The 24,094-nt window shown below is 70.7% G+C and carries 23 protein-coding genes; 18 read left to right on the top strand and 5 right to left on the bottom strand.

Annotated features, from left to right (window positions below; all coding sequences use genetic code 11):
- Window positions 1–17: 17 nt before the first annotated feature.
- Genes alaS through aroB form a run of 6 tightly spaced genes read left to right on the top strand, consistent with a single transcriptional unit; the run spans window position 18 to window position 7,415 of the window.
- Window positions 18–2,678 (top strand): alanine--tRNA ligase, encoded by a 2,661-nt coding sequence (gene alaS, locus AS850_RS07425; protein ID WP_119868534.1) that lies wholly within the window; start codon window positions 18–20, stop codon window positions 2,676–2,678.
- A 6-nt stretch (window positions 2,679–2,684) separates the two neighbouring features.
- Entirely contained in the window at window positions 2,685–3,200 is a 516-nt protein-coding gene (ruvX, locus tag AS850_RS07420) for a Holliday junction resolvase RuvX (protein ID WP_236940872.1), read from the top strand.
- A gap of 3 nt (window positions 3,201–3,203) precedes the next feature.
- The gene (mltG, locus tag AS850_RS07415) at window positions 3,204–4,589 is read left to right on the top strand and encodes an endolytic transglycosylase MltG (protein WP_236940871.1); all 1,386 of its coding nucleotides are present in this window, start codon (window positions 3,204–3,206) and stop codon (window positions 4,587–4,589) included.
- Between the two features lie 29 nt (window positions 4,590–4,618).
- Window positions 4,619–5,815, top strand: a complete 1,197-nt coding sequence (aroC, locus tag AS850_RS07410) for a chorismate synthase (RefSeq protein ID WP_119868533.1) — start codon at window positions 4,619–4,621, stop codon at window positions 5,813–5,815.
- The gene (locus tag AS850_RS07405) at window positions 5,815–6,333 is read left to right on the top strand and encodes a shikimate kinase (protein WP_119868532.1); all 519 of its coding nucleotides are present in this window, start codon (window positions 5,815–5,817) and stop codon (window positions 6,331–6,333) included. Before aroC ends, AS850_RS07405 begins: the two co-directional genes overlap by 1 nt.
- Window positions 6,330–7,415 (top strand): 3-dehydroquinate synthase, encoded by a 1,086-nt coding sequence (aroB, locus tag AS850_RS07400; protein ID WP_119868531.1) that lies wholly within the window; start codon window positions 6,330–6,332, stop codon window positions 7,413–7,415. Before AS850_RS07405 ends, aroB begins: the two co-directional genes overlap by 4 nt.
- Before the next feature lie 34 nt (window positions 7,416–7,449).
- Here aroB and AS850_RS07395 read toward each other — a convergent pair whose 3' ends face one another.
- The 4 genes from AS850_RS07395 to AS850_RS16285 form a co-directional block, all read right to left on the bottom strand.
- Window positions 7,450–9,690: an acyltransferase family protein gene (locus tag AS850_RS07395; protein ID WP_119868530.1), complete on the bottom strand. Its 2,241-nt coding sequence runs from the start codon at window positions 9,688–9,690 to the stop codon at window positions 7,450–7,452.
- Between the two features lie 33 nt (window positions 9,691–9,723).
- Window positions 9,724–10,167 (bottom strand): hypothetical protein, encoded by a 444-nt coding sequence (locus AS850_RS07390; RefSeq protein WP_119868529.1) that lies wholly within the window; start codon window positions 10,165–10,167, stop codon window positions 9,724–9,726.
- Between the two features lie 196 nt (window positions 10,168–10,363).
- Complete coding sequence (locus tag AS850_RS16290; RefSeq protein WP_123955468.1) at window positions 10,364–10,567, bottom strand: hypothetical protein; 204 nt, start codon at window positions 10,565–10,567, stop codon at window positions 10,364–10,366.
- An 8-nt stretch (window positions 10,568–10,575) separates the two neighbouring features.
- Window positions 10,576–11,019, bottom strand: a complete 444-nt coding sequence (locus AS850_RS16285; protein ID WP_123955467.1) for a hypothetical protein — start codon at window positions 11,017–11,019, stop codon at window positions 10,576–10,578.
- Between the two features lie 200 nt (window positions 11,020–11,219).
- On the opposite strand from AS850_RS16285, the gene efp reads away from it, so the two are divergent.
- The 11 genes from efp to rpoZ all read left to right on the top strand — a co-directional run bounded on the left by efp (window position 11,220) and on the right by rpoZ (window position 22,122).
- Window positions 11,220–11,783: an elongation factor P gene (efp, locus tag AS850_RS07385; RefSeq protein WP_119868528.1), complete on the top strand. Its 564-nt coding sequence runs from the start codon at window positions 11,220–11,222 to the stop codon at window positions 11,781–11,783.
- 14 nt (window positions 11,784–11,797) lie between these two features.
- The gene (gene nusB, locus AS850_RS07380; protein ID WP_119868527.1) at window positions 11,798–12,214 is read left to right on the top strand and encodes a transcription antitermination factor NusB; all 417 of its coding nucleotides are present in this window, start codon (window positions 11,798–11,800) and stop codon (window positions 12,212–12,214) included.
- Window positions 12,215–12,305: 91 nt separating this feature from the next.
- Window positions 12,306–12,845 carry a bifunctional pyr operon transcriptional regulator/uracil phosphoribosyltransferase PyrR gene (pyrR, locus tag AS850_RS07375; RefSeq protein ID WP_119868526.1) on the top strand — a complete coding sequence of 180 codons (540 nt, stop codon included), beginning with the start codon at window positions 12,306–12,308 and terminating at the stop codon, window positions 12,843–12,845.
- A complete protein-coding gene (locus tag AS850_RS07370; RefSeq protein ID WP_119868525.1) occupies window positions 12,842–13,798 on the top strand; it encodes an aspartate carbamoyltransferase catalytic subunit in 957 nt (318 codons plus the stop codon). The genes pyrR and AS850_RS07370 overlap by 4 nt, the downstream gene beginning before the upstream one ends.
- Window positions 13,795–15,138, top strand: a complete 1,344-nt coding sequence (locus tag AS850_RS07365; protein ID WP_119868524.1) for a dihydroorotase — start codon at window positions 13,795–13,797, stop codon at window positions 15,136–15,138. The genes AS850_RS07370 and AS850_RS07365 overlap by 4 nt, the downstream gene beginning before the upstream one ends.
- Window positions 15,135–15,665, top strand: coding sequence for a PH-like domain-containing protein (locus tag AS850_RS07360; RefSeq protein ID WP_119868523.1), 531 nt, complete (start codon window positions 15,135–15,137; stop codon window positions 15,663–15,665). Before AS850_RS07365 ends, AS850_RS07360 begins: the two co-directional genes overlap by 4 nt.
- The gene (gene carA, locus AS850_RS07355) at window positions 15,662–16,804 is read left to right on the top strand and encodes a glutamine-hydrolyzing carbamoyl-phosphate synthase small subunit (RefSeq protein WP_119868522.1); all 1,143 of its coding nucleotides are present in this window, start codon (window positions 15,662–15,664) and stop codon (window positions 16,802–16,804) included. Before AS850_RS07360 ends, carA begins: the two co-directional genes overlap by 4 nt.
- Window positions 16,804–20,079, top strand: coding sequence for a carbamoyl-phosphate synthase large subunit (gene carB / locus AS850_RS07350; protein ID WP_119868521.1), 3,276 nt, complete (start codon window positions 16,804–16,806; stop codon window positions 20,077–20,079). Before carA ends, carB begins: the two co-directional genes overlap by 1 nt.
- Window positions 20,076–20,930, top strand: a complete 855-nt coding sequence (gene pyrF, locus AS850_RS07345; protein ID WP_119868520.1) for an orotidine-5'-phosphate decarboxylase — start codon at window positions 20,076–20,078, stop codon at window positions 20,928–20,930. The genes carB and pyrF overlap by 4 nt, the downstream gene beginning before the upstream one ends.
- Window positions 20,927–21,847 (top strand): guanylate kinase, encoded by a 921-nt coding sequence (gene gmk, locus AS850_RS07340; protein ID WP_119868519.1) that lies wholly within the window; start codon window positions 20,927–20,929, stop codon window positions 21,845–21,847. The genes pyrF and gmk overlap by 4 nt, the downstream gene beginning before the upstream one ends.
- Before the next feature lie 8 nt (window positions 21,848–21,855).
- Window positions 21,856–22,122 carry a DNA-directed RNA polymerase subunit omega gene (rpoZ, locus tag AS850_RS07335; protein ID WP_119868518.1) on the top strand — a complete coding sequence of 89 codons (267 nt, stop codon included), beginning with the start codon at window positions 21,856–21,858 and terminating at the stop codon, window positions 22,120–22,122.
- 81 nt (window positions 22,123–22,203) lie between these two features.
- Here the strand turns inward: rpoZ and AS850_RS07330 are convergent, their stop codons facing one another.
- A complete protein-coding gene (locus tag AS850_RS07330; protein WP_119868517.1) occupies window positions 22,204–22,782 on the bottom strand; it encodes a GNAT family N-acetyltransferase in 579 nt (192 codons plus the stop codon).
- 109 nt (window positions 22,783–22,891) lie between these two features.
- On the opposite strand from AS850_RS07330, the gene metK reads away from it, so the two are divergent.
- Complete coding sequence (metK, locus tag AS850_RS07325) at window positions 22,892–24,091, top strand: methionine adenosyltransferase (protein ID WP_119868516.1); 1,200 nt, start codon at window positions 22,892–22,894, stop codon at window positions 24,089–24,091.
- Window positions 24,092–24,094: the final 3 nt, after the last annotated feature.

Genomic DNA, 24,094 nt, shown 5'->3' with positions numbered 1-24,094 from the left:
CACTCTGAGAGATCCCCATGCAGACCGCTGACATCCGCAACCGCTGGCTCGAGTTCTTCGGCGATCGCGGCCACACCGTCGTGCCGTCGGCCTCCCTGGTCAGCGACGACCCGAGCCTCCTGTTCACCGTCGCCGGCATGGTGCCGTTCATCCCCTATCTCTCGGGGCTCGTCCCGGCGCCCTATCCGCGCGCGACGAGCGTGCAGAAGTGCATCCGCACGAACGACATCGAAGAGGTCGGCAAGACGCCGCGCCACGGCACGTTCTTCCAGATGAACGGCAACTTCTCGTTCGGCGACTACTTCAAGGAGCAGGCGATCACCTACGCCTGGGAGCTCCTCACCGGCGACGAGAGCGACGGCGGCTACGGTTTCGCGCCCGGCGACCTCTGGGTCACCGTCTACAAGGACGACGACGAGGCGATCCGCCTCTGGAAGCTCGTGGCCGGGCTTCCCGACGAGCGCATCCAGCGGCTCGACAAGGACACGAACTACTGGTCGACCGGTCAGCCCGGCCCCGCCGGCCCCTGCTCGGAGATCTTCTTCGACCGCGGTCCCGCCTACGGCGCGGACGGCGGCCCGGCGACCGACGACGACCGCTACGTGGAGATCTGGAACCTCGTCTTCATGCAGTACCAGGTCGAGAACGTCCGTTCGAAGGTAGACTTCGACATCGTCGGGGAGCTCCCCAACAAGAACATCGACACCGGCATGGGTCTCGAGCGCGTCGCGTTCCTCAAGCAGGGCGTCGAGAACATGTACGAGATCGACCAGGTGCGCCCCGTCCTCGATCGCGCGGCGTCCCTCTCCGGTCGACGCTACGGCGCCGACCACGACGACGACGTCCGGATGCGCGTGATCGCCGACCACGTTCGCTCGTCCCTCATGCTCATGAGCGACGGCGTGAGCCCGTCCAACGAGGGTCGCGGCTACATCCTGCGCCGACTGCTCCGTCGGTCGGTGCGTTCGATGCGGCTGCTCGGTGTCGAGGAGGCCACGTTCCCCGAGCTCTTCGCCGCGTCGCGCGACGCCATGAAGGCGGCCTACCCCGAGGTAGAGACCGACTTCCCGCGGATCTCCCGGCTCGCCTTCGCCGAGGAGGAGACGTTCCTGCGCACCCTGACGGCCGGCACGAGCATCCTCGACCTGGCCGTCACGGAGACGAAGAAGGAGAACCGGTCGGAGCTCCAGGGCGACACCGCGTTCCTCCTGCACGACACGTTCGGCTTCCCCATCGACCTCACGCTCGAGATCGCCGAGGAGGCCGGGATCACGGTCGACCGCCCCGCCTTCGACCGCCTGATGACGGAGCAGCGCACGCGCGCCAAGGCCGACGCCAAGTCGCGGAAGACGGCCCTCGCCGACCTCAGCGTCTACTCCGCCTTCCGCGCGCAGGGCGAGACGGTGTTCACCGGGTACGACTTCCTCGACACGGAGACGCGCATCCTGGGGCTCATCGTCGACGGGCGGTCCGTCGACCGCGCGTCGGCGGGCGACATCGCCGAGGTCATCCTCGAAGAGACGTCCCTCTACGCGGAGTCGGGCGGCCAGGAGGCCGACGCCGGCAGCATCGTGGGCAACGGCTTCGACCTCGAGGTGCTCGACGTGCAGAAGCCCGTCAAGGGTCTCATCAGCCACCGCGTCCAGGTCCGTTCCGGCGAGGTCGGCGTGGGAGACGCCGCCACCAGCGTCGTCGACCCGACGTACCGGCGCGGAGCCACGCAGGCCCACTCCGCCACGCACCTCATCCACGCGGCCCTCCGCCAGGTGCTCGGCCCGGAGGCGCACCAGGCGGGCTCCTACAACAGGGCCGGCTACATGCGGCTCGACTTCAACTGGTCGAACCCGCTCTCGCGCGACACGCGCAGCGAGATCGAGGACATCGCGAACGCCAAGATCCGCGACGACCTCGAGGTGACGACCCGGATCCTGCCCCTCGACGAGGCCCGCTCGATGGGCGCCATGGCGCTCTTCGGCGAGAAGTACGGCGAGGAGGTGCGGATGGTCGACATCGGCGGCCCCTGGTCGCGCGAGCTCTGCGCCGGAACGCACGTGTCCACCTCGTCGCAGATCGGCCTGATCAACCTCGTGGGGGAGTCGTCCATCGGGTCGACCAACCGCCGCGTCGAGTCCCTCGTCGGCGTCGACGCCTTCCGCGACTTCGCGGCCGAGCGCGCGATCGTCGGGCAGCTCACGTCGAGCCTCAAGACGCCGCGCGAGCAGCTCCCCGAGCGCATCGCCGACCTCGCGGCGCAGCTCAAGGCGGCCGAGAAGCGCATTGCGGAGTTCGAGGCGCAGGCCCTGTCGCTCCGGGTGCCGTCGCTCGTCGAGAAGGCCTCGGGCCTCGGCGATCTCACCGTCGTGGCGGAGTCGATCGGCCGGGTCAAGTCGTCCGACGAGCTGCGCACCCTCGCGACCACGGTGCGGGAGCGCCTCGGCGCCTCCTCGGCGTCGGTCGTGGCCCTCGCGGCCGACGTCTCCGGCAAGCCCGCCGTCATCGTGGCGACGACCGCCGGCGCCCGCGACCAGGGCGTCAAGGCGGGCGTCCTCGCCCGGACCGCCGCGGGCATCCTCGGCGGTGGCGGAGGCGGGAAGGACGACCTCGCGCAGGGCGGCGGCTCCGACCTCGGCGCCATCGACCGCGCCCTGTCCGCGATCGTCGACGCCCTGCGGAGCTGATCGGCCGTGATCGACGGTGACGCCGACCGCGGCGGATTCCGGCGCGGCGTCCGCCTCGGCGTCGACGTCGGCAAGGTGCGGATCGGCGTCGCCCGGACCGACCCCGACGGCCTGATCGCCACGCCGGTCGAGACCGTGCCCCGCGCCGGAGACACCGGCGATGACCTCCGCACGATCCTCGCCCACGCGACGGAGCTCGACGCCGTCGAGATCGTCGTCGGGCTCCCGCTCTCGCTCTCGGGCGGCGACACGGCCTCCACGGGCGACGCCCGCGCCTTCGCGGCGCGCCTCGCCACGGCGGCGGCCCCGGTCCCGGTGCGCCTCGTCGACGAGCGCCTCTCCACGGTCACCGCGCAGAGCGCCCTCCGGGCCTCCGGGCGGTCCGCGAAGAAGCAGCGCTCCGTGATCGACCAGGTGGCGGCCGTTATAATCGTCCAGCACGCCATCGACCTCGAACGTTCGAGCGGACGTCCACCGGGCTCCCTTGCAGCGGGCGAGGACGCCCCCGACGAGAGACGATGAGACTTGGCCGACGAACCCTCCTGGGACGACATCTTCTCCGGATCCGGTGACTCCACCGGCCGGGCGCGCACGACTCCCGAGGAAGACGGAGCATCGCGACCCGCGGCCCCTCGGAGCGGCCCGGTCTCCCGGCGGGAGCTGCGCGAGCGCGAGCGCCAGCAGGAGCGCGGCCGGTCCGTCCCCGACGCGGCCCCCGCAGCCGGCTCCGACGCCCCGTCCGCCCGAGCGGAGGAGCCCGCGCTCGCGCCGCAGCGGGAGCCGGCGGATCCGTTCCCGTCGACGACCACCGCGGCGGCACCGCCGCCGAAGCCGCCGCGCCGGAAGACGCACCGGGGCACCTGGATCCTGGCGATCATCCTGGTCGTCGTGCTCGGCGGCGGCGCCATCGGGGCCGCGACGCTCTGGAACCAGGTCGCCCCCGGCGTCCAGGCCCTCTTCGGCGCGAAGCCGAGCGACGATTACGAGGGCTCCGGCAACGGCACGAAGGTGCAGTTCACAATCGCGTCGGGCGACATCGGGTCGACCGTCGCGGCGAACCTCGCCAAGGCGGAGATCACGAAGTCGACCGAGGCTCCCTACAAGATCCTCCTGGCCAATCCGTCGATCTCGTTCCAGCCCGGCACCTACTCGATGTACCAGCACATGAGCGCTCAGTCGGCGATCGACCGCCTGCAGGAGACCGACGCCCGCCTCGTCACCAAGCTCGTGATCCCCGAGGGGACGACCCTCAAGGGCATCGTCTCGCTGATGGCGACGGCGACCAAGCTCCCCACCGCCGACATCCAGAAGGCCGCCGCCGACTACCGGTCCTACGGCCTCCCCGGGAACGCCACCAGCCTCGAGGGCTATCTCTTCCCGGCGACCTACGAGCTCGACCCCGGCAAGACGGCGCACGAGTACTTCCAGGAGATGGTCGACACCATGCTCAAGCGCCTGCAGTCGGCCGGCGTCGCGCCCGCTCAGTACGAGCACACGATCATCTTCGCCTCGCTGATCCAGAAGGAGGCGGGTCTCGCGGCCGACTTCCCGAAGGTGGCCCGCGTGTTCCAGAACCGCATCGACCAGGGCATGCTCCTGCAGTCCGACGCCACGGTCGCCTACGGCACCGGATCGACGGGTCGCGTGACCACGACCGACGCCGAGCGGGCCGACGCCTCGAACAGGTACAACACCTACGTGCACAAGGGCCTCCCGGTCGGGCCGATCTCGAATCCCGGCGACACGGCTATCGAGGCGGCCTCGCATCCTGCGTCCGGTTCCTGGCTGTACTTCGTCACCGTCGACCTCGAGACCGGCCAGACGGTCTTCTCGACGACCTACGACGAGCACCTCCGGGCGGTCTCGCAGTTCCAGGCGTGGCTGCGCGCTCACCCGTCCTACAACAAGTAGTGCCCCTCGACTGTGGAAGAATCGGGCACATGCTTCGTTGGTTGACCGCGGGTGAGTCTCATGGCCCCGAACTGATCGCCGTCCTCGAGGGGATGCCCGCGGGCGTCCCCGTCTTCCTCGAGGACATCCAGGCCGACCTGGAACGCCGCAAGCTCGGCTACGGCCGCGGCTCCCGCATGAAGTTCGAGCAGGACGAACTCCACATCTCCGGCGGCGTCGTCCACGGTCGCACCATCGGCAGCCCGATCGCCCTCCGCGTCGGCAACACCGAGTGGCCGAAGTGGCAGGAGGTCATGAGCGCCCAGCCCGTCGAGGTGAGCGACGCCTCCCGCGGCCGCAGCGCTCCGCTGACGCGCCCGCGCCCCGGCCACGCCGACCTCGTCGGCATGCAGAAGTACGGTTTCGATTCGGCCCGGCCCATCCTCGAGCGCGCGAGCGCCCGCGAGACGGCCGCGCGGGTGGCCCTCGGAGCCGTCGCCAAGTCGTTCCTGGCCGAGCTCGGCATCGAGGTCGTCAGCCACACCCTGTCCATCGGCCCCGTGCGCGTCCCCGAGGGTCGCCCCCTGCCCACGCTCGACGACCTCGAGGCCCTCGACGCCGATCCGCTGCGCTGCTTCGACGGCGAGACGAGCGCGCGCATGGTCGAGGAGGTCGACGCCGCGAAGAAAGACGGAGACACCCTCGGCGGCATCGTCGAGGTGCTCGCCTACAACCTCCCGCCCGGTCTCGGCTCGCACGTCCACTGGGATCGTCGTCTCGACTCGCAGCTCGCCGCCGCCCTCATGGGCATCCAGGCCATCAAGGGGGTCGAGGTCGGAGACGGCTTCCTCACCACGACGCGCCGCGGCTCCGAGGCCCACGACGAACTCCACCGCACCAGCGCGGGCATCTCGCGAGACACCGACCGCGCGGGCGGCACCGAGGGCGGCATGTCGACCGGCACCGTCCTCCGCGTGCGCGCGGGGATGAAGCCGATCGCGACGATCCCGCACGCCCTGGCGACCGTCGACGTCGCGACCGGCGAGGAGGCGACGGCGCACCACCAGCGCTCCGACGTCTGCGCCGTGCCCGCCTCCGGAGTCGTCGCGGAGGCGATGGTCGCCCTGGTCCTCGCCAACGCCGTGCTCGAGAAGTTCGGCGGCGACTCGATCGACGAGACCAGCCGCAACCTCACCTCCTACCTCGACGCCATCCCCGAGTTCCTCACCACCACCGCCTCCTCCTGATGCCGGGGCCGCTCGACGCGCCGGTCGTCCTGATCGGACCGATGGGCGCGGGCAAGACCAGCGTCGGCAAGCGGGTCGCGAAGCGGCTCGGCGTGCCGTTCGTCGACACCGACAAGCTCCTCGTCCAGAGGCACGGCCCGATCCCGGCCCTCTTCGAGGCGCGCGGCGAGGCGCACTTCCGGGGCCTGGAGCGCGATGCCGTCGACGAGACGCTCCGCCGGGGCGCCACGGTGGTGTCCCTCGGCGGGGGAGCCGTCCTCGACCCGGCGACCCGGCGGCTCCTGCGCGACGTCCGCGTCGTGTGCCTCACGGTCTCGCCGGAGGCGGTCGAGGCGCGCATCGCGGGCTCGGACCGCCCCCTCCTCCAGCACGGCGGGATCGAGGCGTGGCGCAGGATCGCGACCGAACGCGCCCCCCTCTACGCCGACCTCGCCGACCTCACCCTCGACACCTCTCACAGACCTCTCTCGCACGTCGTCGACGACATCGTGACCTGGGTCGGAACGGACACCCCATGACTGCCAGCGACACGACCGTGATCCCCGTGAAGGGCGACTCGCCGTACGAGGTGCGCGTGGGGCGCGGCGTCGTCGCCGATCTCGCGGGTCTGCTCGGCCCGCAGACGAAGAAGGTCCTCATCGTTCACGCCCCGCCGCTCGGCGTGCGGGCGGAGGCGCTTCGCACCGCCCTCGTCGAGGCCGGCTTCGAGGCGATGATCGCCGAGGTCCCCGACGCGGAAGACGCCAAGCGGGTCGAGGTGGCCGCCTTCTGCTGGCAGATCCTCGGCCAGGCGGATTTCGCCCGGACGGACGCCGTCGTCGGGCTCGGCGGGGGAGCGACGACCGACCTCGCCGGCTTCGTCGCCGCCACCTGGCTGCGGGGCGTGCAGCTCGTCCAGGTCCCGACGACGGTCCTCGGCATGGTCGACGCGAGCATCGGCGGCAAGACGGGGATCAACACGGCGGAGGGCAAGAACCTCGTCGGGTCGTTCTACGCGCCGACAGGCGTCCTGGTCGACCTCGACCTCCTCGACGGGCTGGCGCGCAACGAGATCCTGGCCGGCTTCGCGGAGATCGTGAAGGCGGGGTTCATCGCGGAGCCCGAGATCCTCGACATCATCGAGCGCGACGTCGACCGGGTCGTCGACCCGTCGACACCCGAGTTCCGCCGCGTGGTGGAGCTCTCGATCGCGCTCAAGGCGCGCGTCGTCGGCGACGACTTCAAGGAGGCCGGTCTCCGCGAGATCCTCAACTACGGCCACACCCTGGGCCACGCGATCGAGCACGCCGAGCGCTACCAGTGGCGCCACGGTGCCGCCGTCTCGGTCGGCATGGTGTTCGTGGCGGAGCTCTCCCGCCTCGCCGGTCGCCTCTCCGACGAGGTCGTCGACCGGCACCGCTCCGTCCTGACGTCGCTCGGACTGCCGATCCAGTACCCGGCCGGGCGCTGGAACACGCTCCTCGCGACGATGCAGCGCGACAAGAAGACGCGCGCCGGGATGCTGCGGTTCATCGTCCTCGACGACCTCGCGAAGCCGACCGTCCTGCAGGGTCCCGAGTCGAGCCTCCTGTTCGCCGCGTATCAGGAGATCGGCTCCTAGCCGCTCCTGCGATCGGAGCGACACGCCCTCCGGGTCAGAGCTTCAGAGCGGCCGCCAGCAGCGGTTCGAGCGCGGTGGAGTACTGGACGGTGAGGTGGCCGGCGTCGGCCCGCACCGGTGTCGTCCCGACGAAGGCCGGGCAGCGGCCCCGGGTGTCGCAGAACCATCGGACGGTGCTCAGGTACGTTCCTCCGGCGGCCTCCACGGCCTGACGATCGGCCGCCTGGATGGCCTCCCACGTGCTGGTCGTGCTCCGGGCGCAGTCGCTCGGCTTCGCGAACCGCGTGACGCACTGCTGCAGCGCCACGCCCACCGGGGGATCGGACAGGTAGACGACGCGCTTGGCGCTGGGGGCGATCGCCCGCACCGTCGTCCCGAGCCCCGCGGCGATCTCCGCGCTCCCATCCGCCTGGGACTTCTTCGTCGCCAGACGGTCGATCGTGTCCGAGGAGTCGGCGAGGATCACGAGATCAGGCTTCAGCGCCGTGATCCGGCCGATCGCCCAGGTCCGGTGGCTCGCGCACTCCGGGAACGGGGCTCCTCCCTCCTTTCGGACCGTGACGGAGGCGGCCGGGCACTGCCCGTAGGTGTACGTGTGGACCCGGTATCCGGCCTCAGCGAGAGCCGCGCGGAGACCGGGCAGCCACGCGATCGCGAACGAGTCCCCGAGAACGGCCACCTGCTTCGTCGCCAGCACGGGGCCGCTCTGGCAGCGCTCCTCCGTGGCCGGGGTGATGTCGGCGCAGCCGGACGCGGCCGCCGCCTTCACCCAGTTCGACGTGCCCAGCGAGTCGACCGACGGGTCGAGCTCCGGGAAGCTCGTCGCGGTCAGCGCCGCCGAGATCCGCGCCGACAGCGCCTGCTCGGCGGGGGAGCCGGTGTCGGACGACGACGGCGTCGCCCCCGGCAGGACCGTCGTGACGGACTCGGCGGCCTGCGCCTGCGGTTCGGCGGGCCGAGGCGCCGTCTGAGCGAAGTAGGCCACCGCGACGATCGCCACGACGACGGCACCGGCCATCACGGCGAGGTCGGGGCGGTCGACGTCCTGGAAGATCACGGGCACGCGGCGCGGCCTCCTGGCCCCGGACTCGAGTCGTCTCGCCTCGCGGGCCCGGCGGTCGAGCCAGGTCGACTTCCGGATCGGATCCTCGATCAGATGGTAGGAGGCGACGGACAGGCCGAGGGTGAGGAGCAGGCAGGCCGCGATCGTGAACCCGCTCATCGGCACGACGGCGCCGAGCAGGATGATGACGGGGAAGTGCCAGAGGTAGAGGGAGTACGAGACGTCGCCGAGATAGCTCGAGACGGGGTTCGCGAGGACGACGACGTGGCTCGGACCCCCGGTGCCCGCGGCCACGACGAACGCCGTCGCGAGAACGGCGCCGGCGGCTCCCGGAGCCGGGAAACCGCTGGACCCGGACGTCGCGAACACGGCAGCCACGAGCCCGGAGAGCCCGAGCCACCCGAGAACCGGGCGGAGCGCCCCGGGAATGCGCTCCAGGAGAGGGACGCCCAGGGCCAGGAGCGCCCCGACCCCGAGCTCCCAGGCGCGGACGCCGGTCGAGAAGTAGGCGAATCCGGGGTCCGAGACGGATTGGGCGACGCCCCACGCGAAGGAGGCGACGGTGAGGGCGAGCAGGATCGCCGCGAGGACGCCCCGGCCGTGACGCCCGGACCACCGGCGCTTGGCGGCGACCGCGAAGACGAGGACCAGGATCCAGGGCCAGACGAGGTAGAACTGCTCCTCGACGCCGAGCGACCAGTAGTGCTGCAGCGGCGACGTCGTCCCGTCGGAGGCGAAGTAGTCGGTCCCGACGAGGGCGAAGTGCCAGTTCCCCGCGAAGACGAACGACCAGATCGCGTCGACGGAGATGGTCCGAGCGCGGGCCGGGAGGAAGATCGCGAAGGAGGCCGCGACCGTCGCGACGAGCACGAGCGTGGCGATGGGCAGGATCCTGCGCGCCCTCCGCCGATAGAAGCCCGCGAACGAGATGCGCCCAGTCCGGTCGTGCTCGCGGAGGAGAAGCCCCGTGATGAGGAACCCCGACACGACGAAGAAGACGTCGACGCCGACGAAACCGCCGGATGGCCAGGCCAGCAGGTGGTTCAGGATGACGGCGACGACGGCGAGGGTCCGCAGACCCTGGATGTCGGCGCGCTGGCGGTGGGCCTCGGGGGAGGGTTTTCGGGCAGGACGATCGGGTGTCTGCATGGTGAGCGCCTTGAGTCGGGTGGCTCCGGCGGAGCCCTCGCGCACAGTTTGACGCGAGGACATCTCACCTGTCTAGGGTCTCGCCCGTCGAGGGTCTCAGCCGACGACGGTCGGCGGGACGTCGCTCCGCTGCCATCGGAAGAAGCGCGAGCGATAGCCGACCCAGCCGAAGACGAGCCCGAGCCCCCAGGCGAGCGCTCCGAGCGGGATCGACGTCGCGACGTCGTCCCACCCGGTCCCCGACGCGACCGCGACGAGCCACACCGAGGCGACCGTCCAGGCGAGCCCCACGACGACGGTCACCGCCTTCCGCCGGCCGTTCGGGAGGGGCAGGAGCCGCGACCGCTCCTGCAGCGCCGCCAGCGAGACGACGGCGCCGATCGACACGAGCGGGAACAGCACGTTCCCGGTCTCGCCCCGGACGGGGGCGAGCACGAGTCCGGCGAAGAACGCGAGCGTGAGGACGGCGTAGGCGAGGGCGATGCCCGCGAGGAGACGTCGCCCGCGCTGCGGGGCGGGAGCGGGGGGCGAGTCGTCCACGGGGCGAGGTTACGCGACGACGCACTCGGTCCTCACCCACGAGGTGCGCGACGAGAAGAGCCACCCGGCGCTCGTGTCGCGGAGCCGGGAGGCCGATTCCTACCCTTCCCGCTCGGTGCGTAGGCAAGGCCGGACATCGCTCATACGTCTCGTCGAGCCAAAGGAGATGCTGAGTCACACGCGAGGCCTGCATCGGCTAGGGGTTGCGGCCCGGCCGACGGCGCTGATAGCGGATCACCGCCCCGAGGTACAGGATTCCGAGGAACATGGCGGCACCCGAACACACGCGCCCCACCAGTCGCCAGCACTCGGAGAGATCACTGTTTGCAATGACCAAACCGGCTGCGATGCCCGTGAGTGAGAGACCGCAGACGAACGTTCGGCGAAGGAGCAGGTTCACGGCGCCTCCTACGCGCATCGCGGCTTGTGACCGCTGAACGGGTACACCCGCAGTTGCCGACCACCGGAGGACCTTTGGCCGTTGTTCGCGGAGATGGCTAGTCCCGCCGCAGTGAGGATGGCACCTGCGACGACGCAGAAGCCGCCTGCACTGACCACGCACAGGCCTGCAGACACACCGAACGAGATCCCGTCCCCGAGCGACACGGTTCTCACGGGCACCCCATCGTCGCCCACGTGTTCGGCTCCGGTCAGCCCCAGTCGACGAGCCTCCTCCATCGCTTGAGCGAACTGAAGTTCTGTAAGCATCTGCTCCGACGCGGATCCCTGGTTCGTCGGCTGTGGAACCGCTTCGGTCGCAGCTGCCCCCGTCGATGTCGCAAAGGTTCCTGCCGCCGCTAGGACGATGCTGCAGGCACCGACCGCCAATGCTCGAACCAGAAAATCGGCCATGAACCACTCCTGACGTCTGCGTGCGCTTTCTACGCACATGCAAGATGTAAATATTGCCGTCGAATAAATCTGTGTCAACAGGGAGGCGTCAGTTCCGCAGACCCGCTTCGAGTGTCGGGTAGAGTGGTCGCTGCCTTGACCGCTCCGTGCCCTCGCGCACCCGCTCCCTCTATAAATCGATCTTCAAAGGACGTTCCAGCATGGCCACTACCAACGACATCAAGAACGGCGCCGTTCTCAACCTCGACGGCCAGCTCTGGAACATCATCGAGTTCCAGCACGTCAAGCCCGGCAAGGGCGGCGCGTTCGTCCGCACGAAGATGAAGAACGTCATGAGCGGCAAGGTCGTCGACAAGACCTTCAACGCCGGCACGAAGGTCGAGTTCGCCAACGTCGACCGCCGGGAGTACCAGTACCTCTACGCCGAGGCCGACGGCTTCGTGTTCATGGACACCAGCGACTACGACCAGATCAACGTCCCCGCGACGATCGTCGGCGACGCGAAGAACTTCATGCTCGAGAACCAGAACGTGCAGATGGCGCTCCACGAGGGCAACCCGCTCTACATCGAGCTCCCCGCCTCCGTCGTCCTCGAGGTCACCTACACCGAGCCGGGTCTCCAGGGCGACCGCTCCACCGGCGGCACCAAGCCGGCCACCGTCGAGACCGGCTACGAGATCCAGGTACCGCTCTTCCTCGAGACCGGCACCCGGGTCAAGGTCGACACGCGCGACGGCAGCTACCTCGGCCGCGTCAACGACTAGGGCCAGCCCCCTCCGTGAGCGCACGAACAAAGGCGCGCAAGCGCGCCCTCGACATCCTCTACGTCGCCGACATCCGACAGATCTCCATCGACGACGCCCTCGTCGTGGAGACCCAGCGGGCCCTGGCGAACCCGGAGCGCAACTCCAGCTGGGGCTACGCGCGCGACATCGTGCAGGGTGTCATCGAGAACCGTCCGGAGATCGACGAGCTCATCGAGACGTACTCGCAGGGCTGGTCGCTCCAGCGCATGCCCACGATCGACCGCGCGATCCTGCGGATCGGCATCTGGGAGCTGACGCACAACGAGGAGATCCCCGACGCCGTCGCGATCTCCGAGGCCGTCGAGCTGGCTCAGAGCCTGTCGACCGACGACTCCGCGAGCTTCGTCAACGGGCTGCTGGCCCGGATCGCGACCACCACGGCCTCGTAGCCGCAGGCCTCGGCAGGCACGCTAGGCTGGTCGCGATCCACACACCGACGTCCTTTAAATTCCGTCCCGAGAGGCGGGGAAGGAGGTCCGATTGAGCACACGAGACGTGCTGAGTCAGGCTGACATCAAGCGTGCGCTGACGCGCATCGCCCACGAGATCCTCGAGGCCAACCGCGGGGCGGACGACCTCGTTGTCCTGGGCGTCCCGACGCGCGGCGTGATCCTCGCCGACCGGATCGGGCGGGCCCTCGAGTCCATCTCGGGCCAGACGATCCCCATCGGGGCCGTCGACGTCACCCTCTTCCGCGACGACCTCCGGCGCCAGCCGACCCGCTCCCCGCGTCCGACCAGCGTCCCCGACGGCGGCATCGACGGCAAGACCGTCGTCCTCGTCGACGACGTGCTCTTCTCGGGCCGCACGATCCGCGCCGCCCTCGACGCCCTCAGCGCGATCGGGCGACCGAGCGTCGTCCGACTGGCCGTGCTCGTCGACCGCGGCCACCGCGAACTCCCGATCCGCGCCGACTACGTGGGCAAGAACCTGCCGTCGTCCGCCGCGGAGCGCATCTTCGTGCGCCTCGCCGAGACGGACGACGACGAGCGCGTCACGATCGAGGGGGGCGAGCAGTGAGGCATCTCCTGAGCACCGCCGATCTCGGGCGCGACGACGCCGTGCGGATCCTCGACATCGCGGAGGACATGGCCGACGTCTCGACCCGCGAGGTCCGCAAGCTCCCGACGCTCCGCGGCATCACCGTCGTCAACCTCTTCTTCGAGGACTCCACCCGCACCCGCATCTCGTTCGAGGCCGCCGCCAAGCGGCTCTCCGCCGACGTCATCAACTTCGCGGCGAAGGGCTCCAGCGTCTCGAAGGGCGAGTCGCTGAAGGACACCGCGCAGACTCTCGCGGCGATGGGGGCGGACGGCATCGTCATCCGGCACCCCGCCTCCGGTGCGCCCCGAGTGCTGGCCGAGAGCGGCTGGGTCGAGGCCGGCGTGGTGAACGCCGGAGACGGCACGCACGAGCACCCGACGCAGGCGCTCCTCGACGCGTTCACCATGCGGCGCAGGATCCACGGCACCGACAGTCGCGGACGGGGCCTCGACGGCGTCCGCGTCGTGATCGTCGGCGACATCCTGCACTCGCGCGTCGCGCGCTCCAACGTCTGGCTGCTGCGCACCCTCGGCGCCGAGGTGACCTTCGTGGCGCCGCCGACGCTTTTACCCAACGGGGTGGCGGCCTTCGGCGCCGACGTCCACTTCGACCTCGACGAGGCCCTCGCGAGCGTCGAGCCCGACGTCGTGATGATGCTGCGCATCCAGCAGGAGCGGATGAACGAGGCGTTCTTCCCGAACGCCCGCGAGTACTCCCGCTCCTGGGGGCTCAGCGCGCAGCGGTTCCGCGCGCTTCCGGAGACCACGCTGATCATGCACCCGGGGCCGATGATCCGCGGGCTGGAGATCAGCGACGAGGCGGCCGACTCGAAGCAGTCGACCGTGCGGGAGCAGGTCGCGAACGGCGTCGCCGTCCGCATGGCCGTGCTCTACCTGACCCTGGCCGGCGACCGAGAGGACGAACGATGACCACCGACTACCTGCTTAAGGGCGCCGAGCTGAGCTCGGGGCGGAAGACCGACATCCTGCTCGGCGGCGGCGTGGTGAAGGCGCTCGGCACGAACCTCACCGAGGTGGGCGCCACCGAGATCGACGCCGACGGGCTCCTGGCCCTCCCCGGCCTCGTCGACCTGCACACGCACCTCCGCGAGCCGGGCTTCGAGGGCAGCGAGACGGTCCTCACCGGCTCCCGGGCGGCCGCGCGGGGCGGCTTCACCGCGGTCAACGCGATGGCCAACTCCTCGCCCGTGGCCGACACGGCCGGGGTCGTCGAGCAGGTGCAGGCCCTGGGCGACCGGGCGGGCTTCGTCACCGTGCGGCCCATCGGGGCCGTGTCGCAGGGCCTCGCCGGGACGCACCTGTCGGAGATCGGCGCCATGGCGAGGTCGAGGGCCCGCGTCCGCGTGTTCTCGGACGACGGCTCCTGCGTCGCCGACCCTCTCCTGATGCGTCGCGCGCTCGAGTACATCAAGGGCTTCGGCGGGGTCCTGGCCCAGCACGCGCAGGAGCCCCGGCTCACCGTGGGCGCGCAGATGAACGAGGGCGAACTCAGCGCCACCCTCGGGCTCGGCGGCTGGCCGGCCGTGGCGGAGGAGGCGATCATCGCGCGCGACGTGCTCCTGGCGCACCACGTCGGGGCGCGGCTGCACGTCTGCCACGTCTCCACGGCCGGCAGCGTCGAGGTGATCCGCTGGGCGAAGTCGCGCGGCTTCGACGTGACCGCGGAGGTCACCCCGCACCACCTGCTCCTCACCGAGGACCTCGTCTCCACCTACGACGCGCGCTACAAGGTCAACCCGCCGCTCCGCCGGTCGGAGGACGTCGAGGCGCTCCGCCAGGCCCTGGCCGACGGCACCGTCGACATCGTCGCGACCGACCACGCCCCGCACACCGCGGAGGCGAAGTCGTGCGAGTGGGACAACGCGGCCAACGGGATGGTCGGCCTCGAGTCCGCGCTCGCCGTCGTCCACCGGACCATGGTCGACACCGGCCTCCTCGGCTGGGCCGACGTCGAGCGGGTGCTCTCCGTGGCACCGGCGCGCATCGGGCAGGTCGAGGGCCAGGGCGTTCCGATCGGCGTGGGCGGCCCGGCCGAGATCACGCTCTACGATCGAAGGGTGACCAGGAGTTTCTCGACCGCCGACCTCGCCGGCAAGAGCACCAACTCCCCGTTCCTCGGCTCCGAGCTGCCGGGCCGCGTGGAGGCCGTCTTCCACGGCGGCTACGCGACGGTCCTCGGCGGCGAGGTCGTCGACTCGGGCGAGGTCGAGCGGCTCGCCCGAGCATCCCGCTTCGCGGAGGCCTCGTGACCCGCTGGCTGATCGGCGCGGGCTTCCTGCTCCTCTTCCTCGCCCTGTTCCTCCTCATGCGGGCCGGTTGGCGCGCGCGGGGCAGGAGCCAGGCCGGTCTGCCCCTGCCGGTGTCCGCCCCGGTCGACCTCGCCCCCTCGTCCTTCGAGCGCGACCTCTTCTACGTCGCGACCTCCAAGGCGGAGAACCCGCTCGACCGGGTCGTCGTCCGGGGGCTCGGCTTCCGCGGCCGCGCCGTCGTCGAGGTGCATCCCGAGGGCGTGGTCCTCGACATCGCAGGAGCCGCGCCGATCCTCGTCGAGCGGGCGAGCCTCCGCGACGTCGGACGCTCGACCTGGACCATCGACCGCGTCGTCGAGACCGACGGCCTCATCCGCATCGGTTGGCGCCTCGGCGACACCGACGTCGACACCTACCTCCGCGACAGCGGCGACCCCCGGGAGGTCATCGACGCCGTCGAGACCCTCCTGCCGGACGCCGCACCCGCACCCCGCACCGATACGACCCCAGGAGAGAAGACTCAGTGACACAGAAGGCCGTACTGGTTCTCGAAGACGGAACCCGCTTCGAAGGGCGCGCCTACGGCGCCGAGGGGCGGACCCTCGGCGAGGCCGTCTTCGCGACGGGGATGACCGGCTACCAGGAGACCCTGACCGACCCGTCCTACGCCGGGCAGATCGTCGTGATGACCGCGCCGCACATCGGCAACACGGGCGTCAACGACGAGGACCCCGAATCGAGCCGCATCTGGGTGGCCGGCTTCGTCGTCCGCGACGCCAGCCGCGTGGTCTCCAACTTCCGCGCGCAGGGCACCCTCGACGACCAGTTGGCAGACGACGGCATCGTCGGGATCCGCGGGGTCGACACCCGCGCGATCACCCGACGACTCCGCGACGTCGGCTCGATGCGCGCGGGCGTCTTCTCGGGAGGCGACGCCGCCCTCGACCCGGAGGAGCAGCTCCGGCTCGTCCGCGACCAGGACGGCATGGCCGGCCGCAACCTGTCCGGCGAGGTGTCCACGAAGGTGCGCTACGACCTCCCCGCCGAGGGCGAGCGCATCGGCCGGGTCGCCGTCCTCGACCTCGGCGTCAAGACGTCGACGCTCCGCTATCTGGCCCAGCGCGGCTTCGACGTGACGGTCCTGCCGCAGTCGGCGACCGCGGAGGAGCTCCGCGCGATCGCACCCGACGCCCTCTTCTACTCGAACGGCCCCGGCGACCCCGCGGCCTCCGACGCGCAGGTCGAGCTCCTGCAGGGCGCCCTCCGCGAGGGCCTGCCGTTCTTCGGCATCTGCTTCGGCAACCAGCTCCTCGGGCGCGCCCTCGGCTTCGGCACCTACAAGCTGCCCTTCGGCCACCGCGGCATCAACCAGCCGGTGTGGGACAAGACCACCGGCACCGTCGAGATCACGAGCCAGAACCACGGCTTCGCGGTCGACGCCCCGGTCGACGGCGTCCTCGACTCCCCGGCCGGCTTCGGACGCGTCGAGGTCAGCCACTTCTCTCTGAACGACAACGTCGTCGAGGGGCTCCGCGCCCTCGACATCCCGGCCTTCTCGGTGCAGTACCACCCCGAGGCGGCCGCAGGGCCCCACGACAGCAACCACCTCTTCGACCGCTTCCGCGAGCTGGTCATCGCCCGCGCCTCGAACCAGGAAAGCAAGTAATGCCGAAACGCCCCGACATCAACTCCGTCCTCGTCATCGGCTCCGGCCCCATCGTCATCGGCCAGGCGGCCGAGTTCGACTACTCGGGCACGCAGGCCTGCCGGGTCCTCCGCGAGGAGGGCATCCGCGTCATCCTGGTCAACCCGAACCCGGCGACGATCATGACCGACCCCGACTTCGCCGACGCCACCTACATCGAGCCGATCACCTCCGAGGTGCTCGAGTCGATCATCATCAAGGAGCGTCCGGATGCGGTCCTGCCCACCCTGGGCGGCCAGACCGCGCTGAACGCGGCCATCGCGCTCGACGCGGCCGGCATCCTCGAGAAGCACGGGGTCGAGCTCATCGGCGCGAAGGTCGACGCGATCCAGCGCGGCGAGGACCGCCAGATGTTCAAGGAGCTCGTCCTCGAGTCCGGCGCCGACGTCGCCCGCTCGCACATCGCGCACCACCTCGACGAGGCCCTCGCCTTCGCCGACGACCTCGGCTACCCGCTCGTGGTGCGGCCGTCCTTCACGATGGGCGGTCTCGGCTCCGGCTTCGCCCACACGCCCGAGGAGCTCCTCCGCATGGTCGGCGACGGCCTGCACTCGAGCCCCACGAGCGAGGTGCTGCTCGAGGAGAGCATCACGGGCTGGAAGGAGTACGAGCTCGAGCTCATGCGCGACACGGCCGACAACACGGTCGTCATCTGCTCGATCGAGAACGTCGATCCCGTCGGCGTCCACACCGGCGACTCCATCACCGTGGCTCCGGCCCTCACCCTGACCGACCGCGAGTACCAGAAACTCCGCGACATCGGGATCGACATCATCCGCCGGGTGGGCGTCGACACCGGCGGCTGCAACATCCAGTTCGCCATCGACCCGGCCGACGGACGCATCATCGTCATCGAGATGAACCCGCGCGTCTCCCGCTCGAGCGCCCTGGCCTCCAAGGCGACCGGCTTCCCGATCGCGAAGATCGCGGCCAAGCTCGCCATCGGCTATCGCCTCGACGAGATCCCGAACGACATCACCAAGGTGACGCCGGCCTCGTTCGAGCCGACGCTCGACTACGTCGTCGTCAAGGTCCCGCGCTTCGCCTTCGAGAAGTTCCCGGCCGCCGACACGACGCTCACGACCACCATGAAGAGCGTGGGCGAGGCCATGGCCATCGGCCGCAACTTCACCCAGGCCCTGCAGAAGGCCCTCCGCTCGCTCGAGAAGCGCGGCTCCAGCTTCCACTGGTCGGGCGAGCCCGGATCCGTCGACGCGCTCCTCGAGCTCTCGAGCGTGCCCACCGACGGCCGTATCGTCACCGTCCAGCAGGCGCTGCGAGCCGGAGCCACGGCCGAGCAGGTCTTCGACGCCACGAAGATCGACCCCTGGTTCATCGACCAGATCGTGCTCATCAACGAGGTCGCCGAGCGGGTGCACGAGGCGACCGAGCTCGACGAGGACACCTTCCGCGAGGCGAAGGAGCACGGCTTCAGCGACGTCCAGATCGCCCAGCTCCGGTCGCTCACCGAGCAGGGGGTCCGCGACGCACGACTCGCCCTCGGCCTCCGCCCCGTCTACAAGACGGTCGACACCTGCGCAGGCGAGTTCCCCGCCCTCACGCCGTACCACTACTCGTCGTACGACTTCGAGACCGAGGTGGCCCCGAGCGACCGTCGCAAGGTGATCATCCTGGGGTCCGGCCCCAACCGGATCGGCCAGGGTGTGGAGTTCGACTACTCGTGCGTGCACGCCTCCTTCGCCCTGTCGAAGGCCGGCTTCGAGACGATCATGATCAACTGCAACCCCGAGACCGTCTCCACCGACTACGACACGAGCGACCGCCTCTACTTCGAGCCGCTCACGCTCGAGGACGTCCTCGAGGTCGTCCACGCGGAGAGCCTCTCCGGCGAGCTCGTCGGCGTCGTGGTGCAGCTCGGCGGCCAGACGGCCCTCGGTCTCGCCGCGGGCCTCGAGGAGGCGGGGGTCCCGATCCTCGGGACCTCGCCGTCCGCCATCGACTCGGCCGAGGAGCGCGGCCTGTTCTCGGCCATCCTCGACGGGGCCGGGCTCCTGGCCCCCCGCAACGGCACCGGCACCGACTACGCCACCGCCGTCGAGGTCGCCGAGGAGATCGGCTACCCCGTCCTGGTCCGCCCCTCGTACGTCCTCGGCGGCCGCGGCATGGAGATCGTCTACTCGTCGGAGCTGCTGGCCGACTACTTCGAGCGCGTGAAAGACCAAGCCATCATCGGACCCGACCAGCCGCTCCTCGTCGACCGGTTCCTCGACGACGCCGTGGAGATCGACGTCGACGCCCTCTACGACGGCCACGAGCTCTACGTGGGCGGGATCATGGAGCACATCGAGGAGGCCGGGATCCACTCCGGCGACTCGAGCTGCACGCTCCCGCCGGTCACCCTTGGCCGCGGCGAGATCGACCGGGTCCGCGAGGCGACCCTGAAGATCGCGGAGGGGATCGGGGTCTCCGGCCTCCTCAACGTGCAGTTCGCCATCGCCGCGGGCGTGCTCTACGTCCTCGAGGCGAACCCGCGCGCCAGCCGCACCGTGCCCTTCGTCTCGAAGGCGCTCGGCATCCCGCTCGCGAAGGCCGCGTCGCTCATCATGGTGGGGCAGTCGATCCGCGACCTCGTCGGGTCGGGGCTCCTGCCCGCCGAGGACGGCTCCGACGTGCCCCTCGACTCGCCCATCTCCGTCAAGGAGGCGGTGCTGCCGTTCAAGCGCTTCCGCACCAAGGAGGGGCAGGTCGTCGACAGCGTCCTCAGCCCGGAGATGCGCTCCACCGGCGAGGTCATGGGCATCGACCGCGACTTCCCGCGGGCGTTCGCGAAGAGCCAGACGGCCGCGTACGGCGGGCTGCCCACCGGGGGAGTCGCGTTCGTGAGCGTGGCCGACCGCGACAAGCGGGCCATCGTGCTGCCGGTGCTGCGGCTCCAGCAGCTCGGCTTCGAGATCATCGCGACCGAGGGAACGGCCACCGTCCTCACCCGCAACGGCATCCCGACGCGGATCGTCGGCAAGTACTCCGAGGGCGGGGAGTCGGTCGTCGACCTCATCAACCGCGACGATGTCGATCTCGTCATCAACACGCCCTCCGGGTCGAGCGGTCGCGCCGACGGCTACGAGATCCGTGCCGCCACCGTCGCGGCCGACAAGGCCCTCTTCACCACGATGGCGCAGCTCGCCGCGGCCGTCGCCTCCATCGAGGCGATCCACACCGGCTACGACGTGACGAGCCTCCAGGACTACGCCCTGGAGCGGGAGGCCAAGCGGTGACCGACGCGTTCGGCCTCCGGCTGCGCGCCTCGTTCCGGCGGTTCGGGCAGCTCTGCGTCGGAATCGACCCGCACCCCTACCTGCTGGGGGAGTGGGGCCTCCCGGTGTCGGCGGAGGGGGCTCGCGAGTTCGGGCTCCGCGTCGTCGAGGCGGCCGCAGGAGTCGCACCGGTCGTCAAACCGCAGGTCGCCTTCTACGAGCGGTACGGCTCCGCCGGGTTCCGGGCCCTCGAGGATGTCCTCGCGGCGGCTCGCGAGACGGAGCTGCTCGTGATCGCCGACGCCAAGCGCGGCGACATCGGGACGACCATGGACTCCTACGGCGACGCCTGGCTCGACCCGTCGTCGCCGCTCCGCGCCGACGCCGTCACGGCAGCCGCGTACCAGGGGCTCGGGGCGAACGCGGGCTTCCTCCGACGTGCGCGTTCGGCGGGTGCCGGGGTGTTCGTCCTCTCCGCCACGTCGAATCCGGAGGCGCGTCTGACGCAGACGGCGATTCTCGGCACCGGTCGGACCGTCGCCGCCGGTATCGTCGACGACGTGTTCCACGACAATTCCGCCGCTGATCAGGATCTGAGCGCCGACCGCCCCGGCTCCGTCGGGGTGGTGCTCGGCGCGACCGTCGACCTCGCCGACTACGGCATCGACACCGCCTCGCTCGTCGCCACGCCCGTTCTGGCCCCGGGGTTCGGCGCCCAGGGCGCTCGCTACGCCGACGTCCGCCGCCTCTTCGGCGAGGCGTCCGGCCAGGTGCTCGTCTCGGCCTCGCGCTCGCTCCTCTCCGCCGGGCCGGCGGGAGTCGCCGCGGCCGTCCGCGACGCGTCCGAGGAGGTGTCGTCGTGCCTCGCATGACCCCGCCCCCGGTCGACCGCGCCGCCGCGGCCAAGGCCGCCGTCGCCGCGCGCCGCGCCCGCGCCGAGGTGAAGCACGACGTCGCCGAGCGCCGACGGACCGCGCTCGACGCGGCCGAGGCCGGCTGGCAGGGCGACGTCACCGCACCGGAGGCGACCCTGCGCGTCCGCGAGCTCCTCACCAGCATCCCGGGCATCGGCCCGACGCGCGTGGCGCGCATCATGGACTCCCTCGGCATCGCCGACTCGAAGCGCGTGGGCGGTCTCGGGGTGCGCCAGCGCGCGATCCTCGGCGACTGGCTGTCGCAGCGGGAGGCCAAGGGGCGGCTCCGGTCGCGCCTCGTCGTCCTCGCCGGCCCGACGGCGGTCGGCAAGGGCACGGTGTCGACGCACATCCGCGAGCACCACCCCGAGGTCCTGCTCTCGATCTCGGCCACGACGCGCAAGCCCCGACCGGGCGAGATCGACGGCGTCCACTACTACTTCGTCACCGACGAGGAGTTCGACCGCAAGATCCGCGACCGCGAGCTCCTCGAGTACGCGACGGTCCACAACTCCTATCGGTACGGCACCCCCCGGCCGCCGATCGACGCCGCGCTCGACAAGGGCAGGAGCGTCCTGCTCGAGATCGATCTGCAGGGGGCCCGCCAGGTCAAGGCCGTCATGCCGGAGGCGGTGCTCGTCTTCCTCCTGCCCCCGACCTGGGAGGAACTGGTCCGTCGGCTCATCGGCCGCGGCACGGAGGACAAGGCCGAACAGCAGCGCCGGCTCGAGACCGCGAAGATCGAGCTGGCCGCTCAGGACGAGTTCGACGTCAAGGTCGTGAACCACGACGTCAGCGAAGCGGCCCAGGAGGTCGTAGACTTGATGACATTGCCCGCAGCGCAGTCGAAGGCTGCACGGGCTCACAAAGCTTAGGAGGCACCATGGCCGACAGAAACAAGGGCATCATCGACCCGCCCATCGACGACCTGCTCTCGAAGGTCGAGTCGAAGTACGCGCTCGTCATCTTCGCCTCGAAGCGCGCGCGCCAGATCAACGACTACTACGCCGACCTGCACGAGGGCTCGCTCTTCGACAACGTCGGCCCCCTGGTCGACTCGACTATCGACGACAAGCCGCTCTCCGTGGCCATGCACGAGATCAACGAGGACAAGCTCGTCGCGAAGCCCCTCGAGGTCGTCGCCGAGTAACGCTGTCCCGCGACGCCTAACGGCCCCTCCGCTCCGGCGGAGGGGCCGTCGGCGTTCGCGGGGCGTCCGGCCGACGTCGCGTCAGGCGTGCGGGTCGAGCACGGCCCAGGGGACCGGAGCCCGGGTGTCGGTCGCCAGGAGGCCGGCGAGCCAGTCGTCCTCGAGGCCGTTCCGGCCGACGGCGCCGAGGCGTGCCACCCCCTCGAAGCGGAAGCCGAGCCTCTGCGCCACCCGGGCCGAGGCGACGTTGCCCGAGAAGGCACGCCAGGCGAGCCGGGCGAGGCCGAGGCCCTCGGGCGCCGGATCGAGGGCGAAGGCGACCACGCGCGCGCCGGCCTCGGTGAGGAGGCCGCGGCCCCGATGCTCCTCGGCGAGCCAATATCCGATCTCGCCCCGACCACCCTCGAGGATCTGCACGCCGATCATGCCCGCGAAGAGCCCCTCGGCCTCGATCGCCCACGTGCACTTGGCGCCGGAGGCCCAGCGGGGAGCGCTGTAGCCGCGGACGAAGTCGACCGCCGACCGCCGCGTGTACGGGACGGGGACGGGGACTCGCGCCTGCAGCACGGGATCCTGACACGCGGCCGCGATCGCGTCGACGTCGCCCTCACCGGGGGGCCTGAGCAGGAGTCGCGGTGTCCGCAGGTCGACGGTGTCCATCCGTCGACCCTGCCAGACGGTCTCTCCGTGTGACGCGAGCCCGGGGGAGTGTCGGTGGGGCGGCGGTAGAGTTGGCGCGCCCCTTCTCGCACCGTCCCCGAGGAATTCCGTGACTTCTGCCCTCCGTCTCTTCACCTCCGAGTCCGTCACCGAGGGGCACCCCGACAAGATCTGCGACCAGATCTCCGATCGCATCCTCGACGCCCTCCTCGCCGAAGACCCGCACAGCCGCGTGGCCGTCGAGACGCTGGTGACGACGGGTCTCGTGCACGTGGCGGGCGAGGTCACGACGACGGGCTACGTCGACATCCCCACGATCGTCCGCGACCTCATCACGGGCATCGGCTACAACGACTCCTCCGTCAGCTTCGACGGTCGCACCTGCGGTGTCGAGGTCTCGATCGGCGCGCAGTCGCCCGACATCGCGCAGGGCGTCGACAACGCGCTCGAGACGCGCACGGGGCTCTCGGTCGACGACGCCCTCGACGCGCAGGGCGCCGGCGACCAGGGCATCATGTTCGGCTTCGCCACCACCGAGACGCCGCAGTACATGCCGTTGCCCGTGTGGCTCGCGCACCGGCTGGCGGAGCGCCTCGCCGCCGTCCGCAAGGAGGGCATCCTCGACTACCTCCGCCCCGACGGCAAGACGCAGGTCACGGTCGGCTACGACGGCTACGTGCCCAAGACCGTCGAGACGGTCGTCCTCTCGACCCAGCACTCGCCCCGCGTGTCGAGCGAGCAGCTCGAGCGCGAGGTCATCGAGCACGTGATCCGCCCCGTCCTCGACGACGCGGGTCTCGACTCCTCGGCGACCCGCTTCATCATCAACCCGACCGGGCGCTTCGAGATCGGCGGCCCGCAGGGCGACGCCGGCCTCACCGGCCGGAAGATCATCGTCGACACCTACGGTGGGGCGTCCCGTCACGGCGGCGGCGCCTTCTCCGGCAAGGACCCGTCGAAGGTCGACCGGTCCGCCGCCTACGCCATGCGCTGGGTCGCGAAGAACGCCGTGGCGGCCGGGTTCGCCGAGCGTCTCGAGATCCAGATCGCCTACGCGATCGGTCGCTCGGCGCCGGTCGGCCTCTACGTCGAGACGTTCGGCACCGGCCACGTCTCCGACGACGTCATCATCGACGCCATCAACGAGGTCTTCGATCTGCGTCCCGCCGCGATCATCCGCGACCTTGACCTGCTCCGGCCCATCTACGGCCAGACCTCCACCTACGGCCACTTCGGTCGCGATCTCCCCGACTTCACGTGGGAGAAGCTCGACCGCGTCGACGCCCTCCGCGCCGCAGCGGGGCTCTAGGGG

It is taken from the genome of Frondihabitans sp. 762G35, assembly GCF_002074055.1.
Classification (GTDB): domain Bacteria; phylum Actinomycetota; class Actinomycetes; order Actinomycetales; family Microbacteriaceae; genus Frondihabitans.
This window is presented reverse-complemented; position numbering and strand designations above follow the sequence as displayed.

What these genes read in the sequence shown, in the direction of transcription:
- alaS (WP_119868534.1), top strand. Translation starts at nt 18, where the DNA reads ATGCAGACCGCTGACATCCGCAACCGCTGGCTCGAGTTCTTCGGCGAT.
- aroC (WP_119868533.1), top strand. Translation starts at nt 4,619, where the DNA reads ATGCTTCGTTGGTTGACCGCGGGTGAGTCTCATGGCCCCGAACTGATC.
- AS850_RS07405 (WP_119868532.1), top strand. Translation starts at nt 5,815, where the DNA reads ATGCCGGGGCCGCTCGACGCGCCGGTCGTCCTGATCGGACCGATGGGC.
- aroB (WP_119868531.1), top strand. Translation starts at nt 6,330, where the DNA reads ATGACTGCCAGCGACACGACCGTGATCCCCGTGAAGGGCGACTCGCCG.
- AS850_RS07395 (WP_119868530.1), bottom strand. Translation starts at nt 9,690, where the DNA reads ATGTCCTCGCGTCAAACTGTGCGCGAGGGCTCCGCCGGAGCCACCCGA.
- AS850_RS16285 (WP_123955467.1), bottom strand. Translation starts at nt 11,019, where the DNA reads ATGGCCGATTTTCTGGTTCGAGCATTGGCGGTCGGTGCCTGCAGCATC.
- efp (WP_119868528.1), top strand. Translation starts at nt 11,220, where the DNA reads ATGGCCACTACCAACGACATCAAGAACGGCGCCGTTCTCAACCTCGAC.
- AS850_RS07365 (WP_119868524.1), top strand. Translation starts at nt 13,795, where the DNA reads ATGACCACCGACTACCTGCTTAAGGGCGCCGAGCTGAGCTCGGGGCGG.
- carB (WP_119868521.1), top strand. Translation starts at nt 16,804, where the DNA reads ATGCCGAAACGCCCCGACATCAACTCCGTCCTCGTCATCGGCTCCGGC.
- gmk (WP_119868519.1), top strand. Translation starts at nt 20,927, where the DNA reads ATGACCCCGCCCCCGGTCGACCGCGCCGCCGCGGCCAAGGCCGCCGTC.
- rpoZ (WP_119868518.1), top strand. Translation starts at nt 21,856, where the DNA reads ATGGCCGACAGAAACAAGGGCATCATCGACCCGCCCATCGACGACCTG.
- AS850_RS07330 (WP_119868517.1), bottom strand. Translation starts at nt 22,782, where the DNA reads ATGGACACCGTCGACCTGCGGACACCGCGACTCCTGCTCAGGCCCCCC.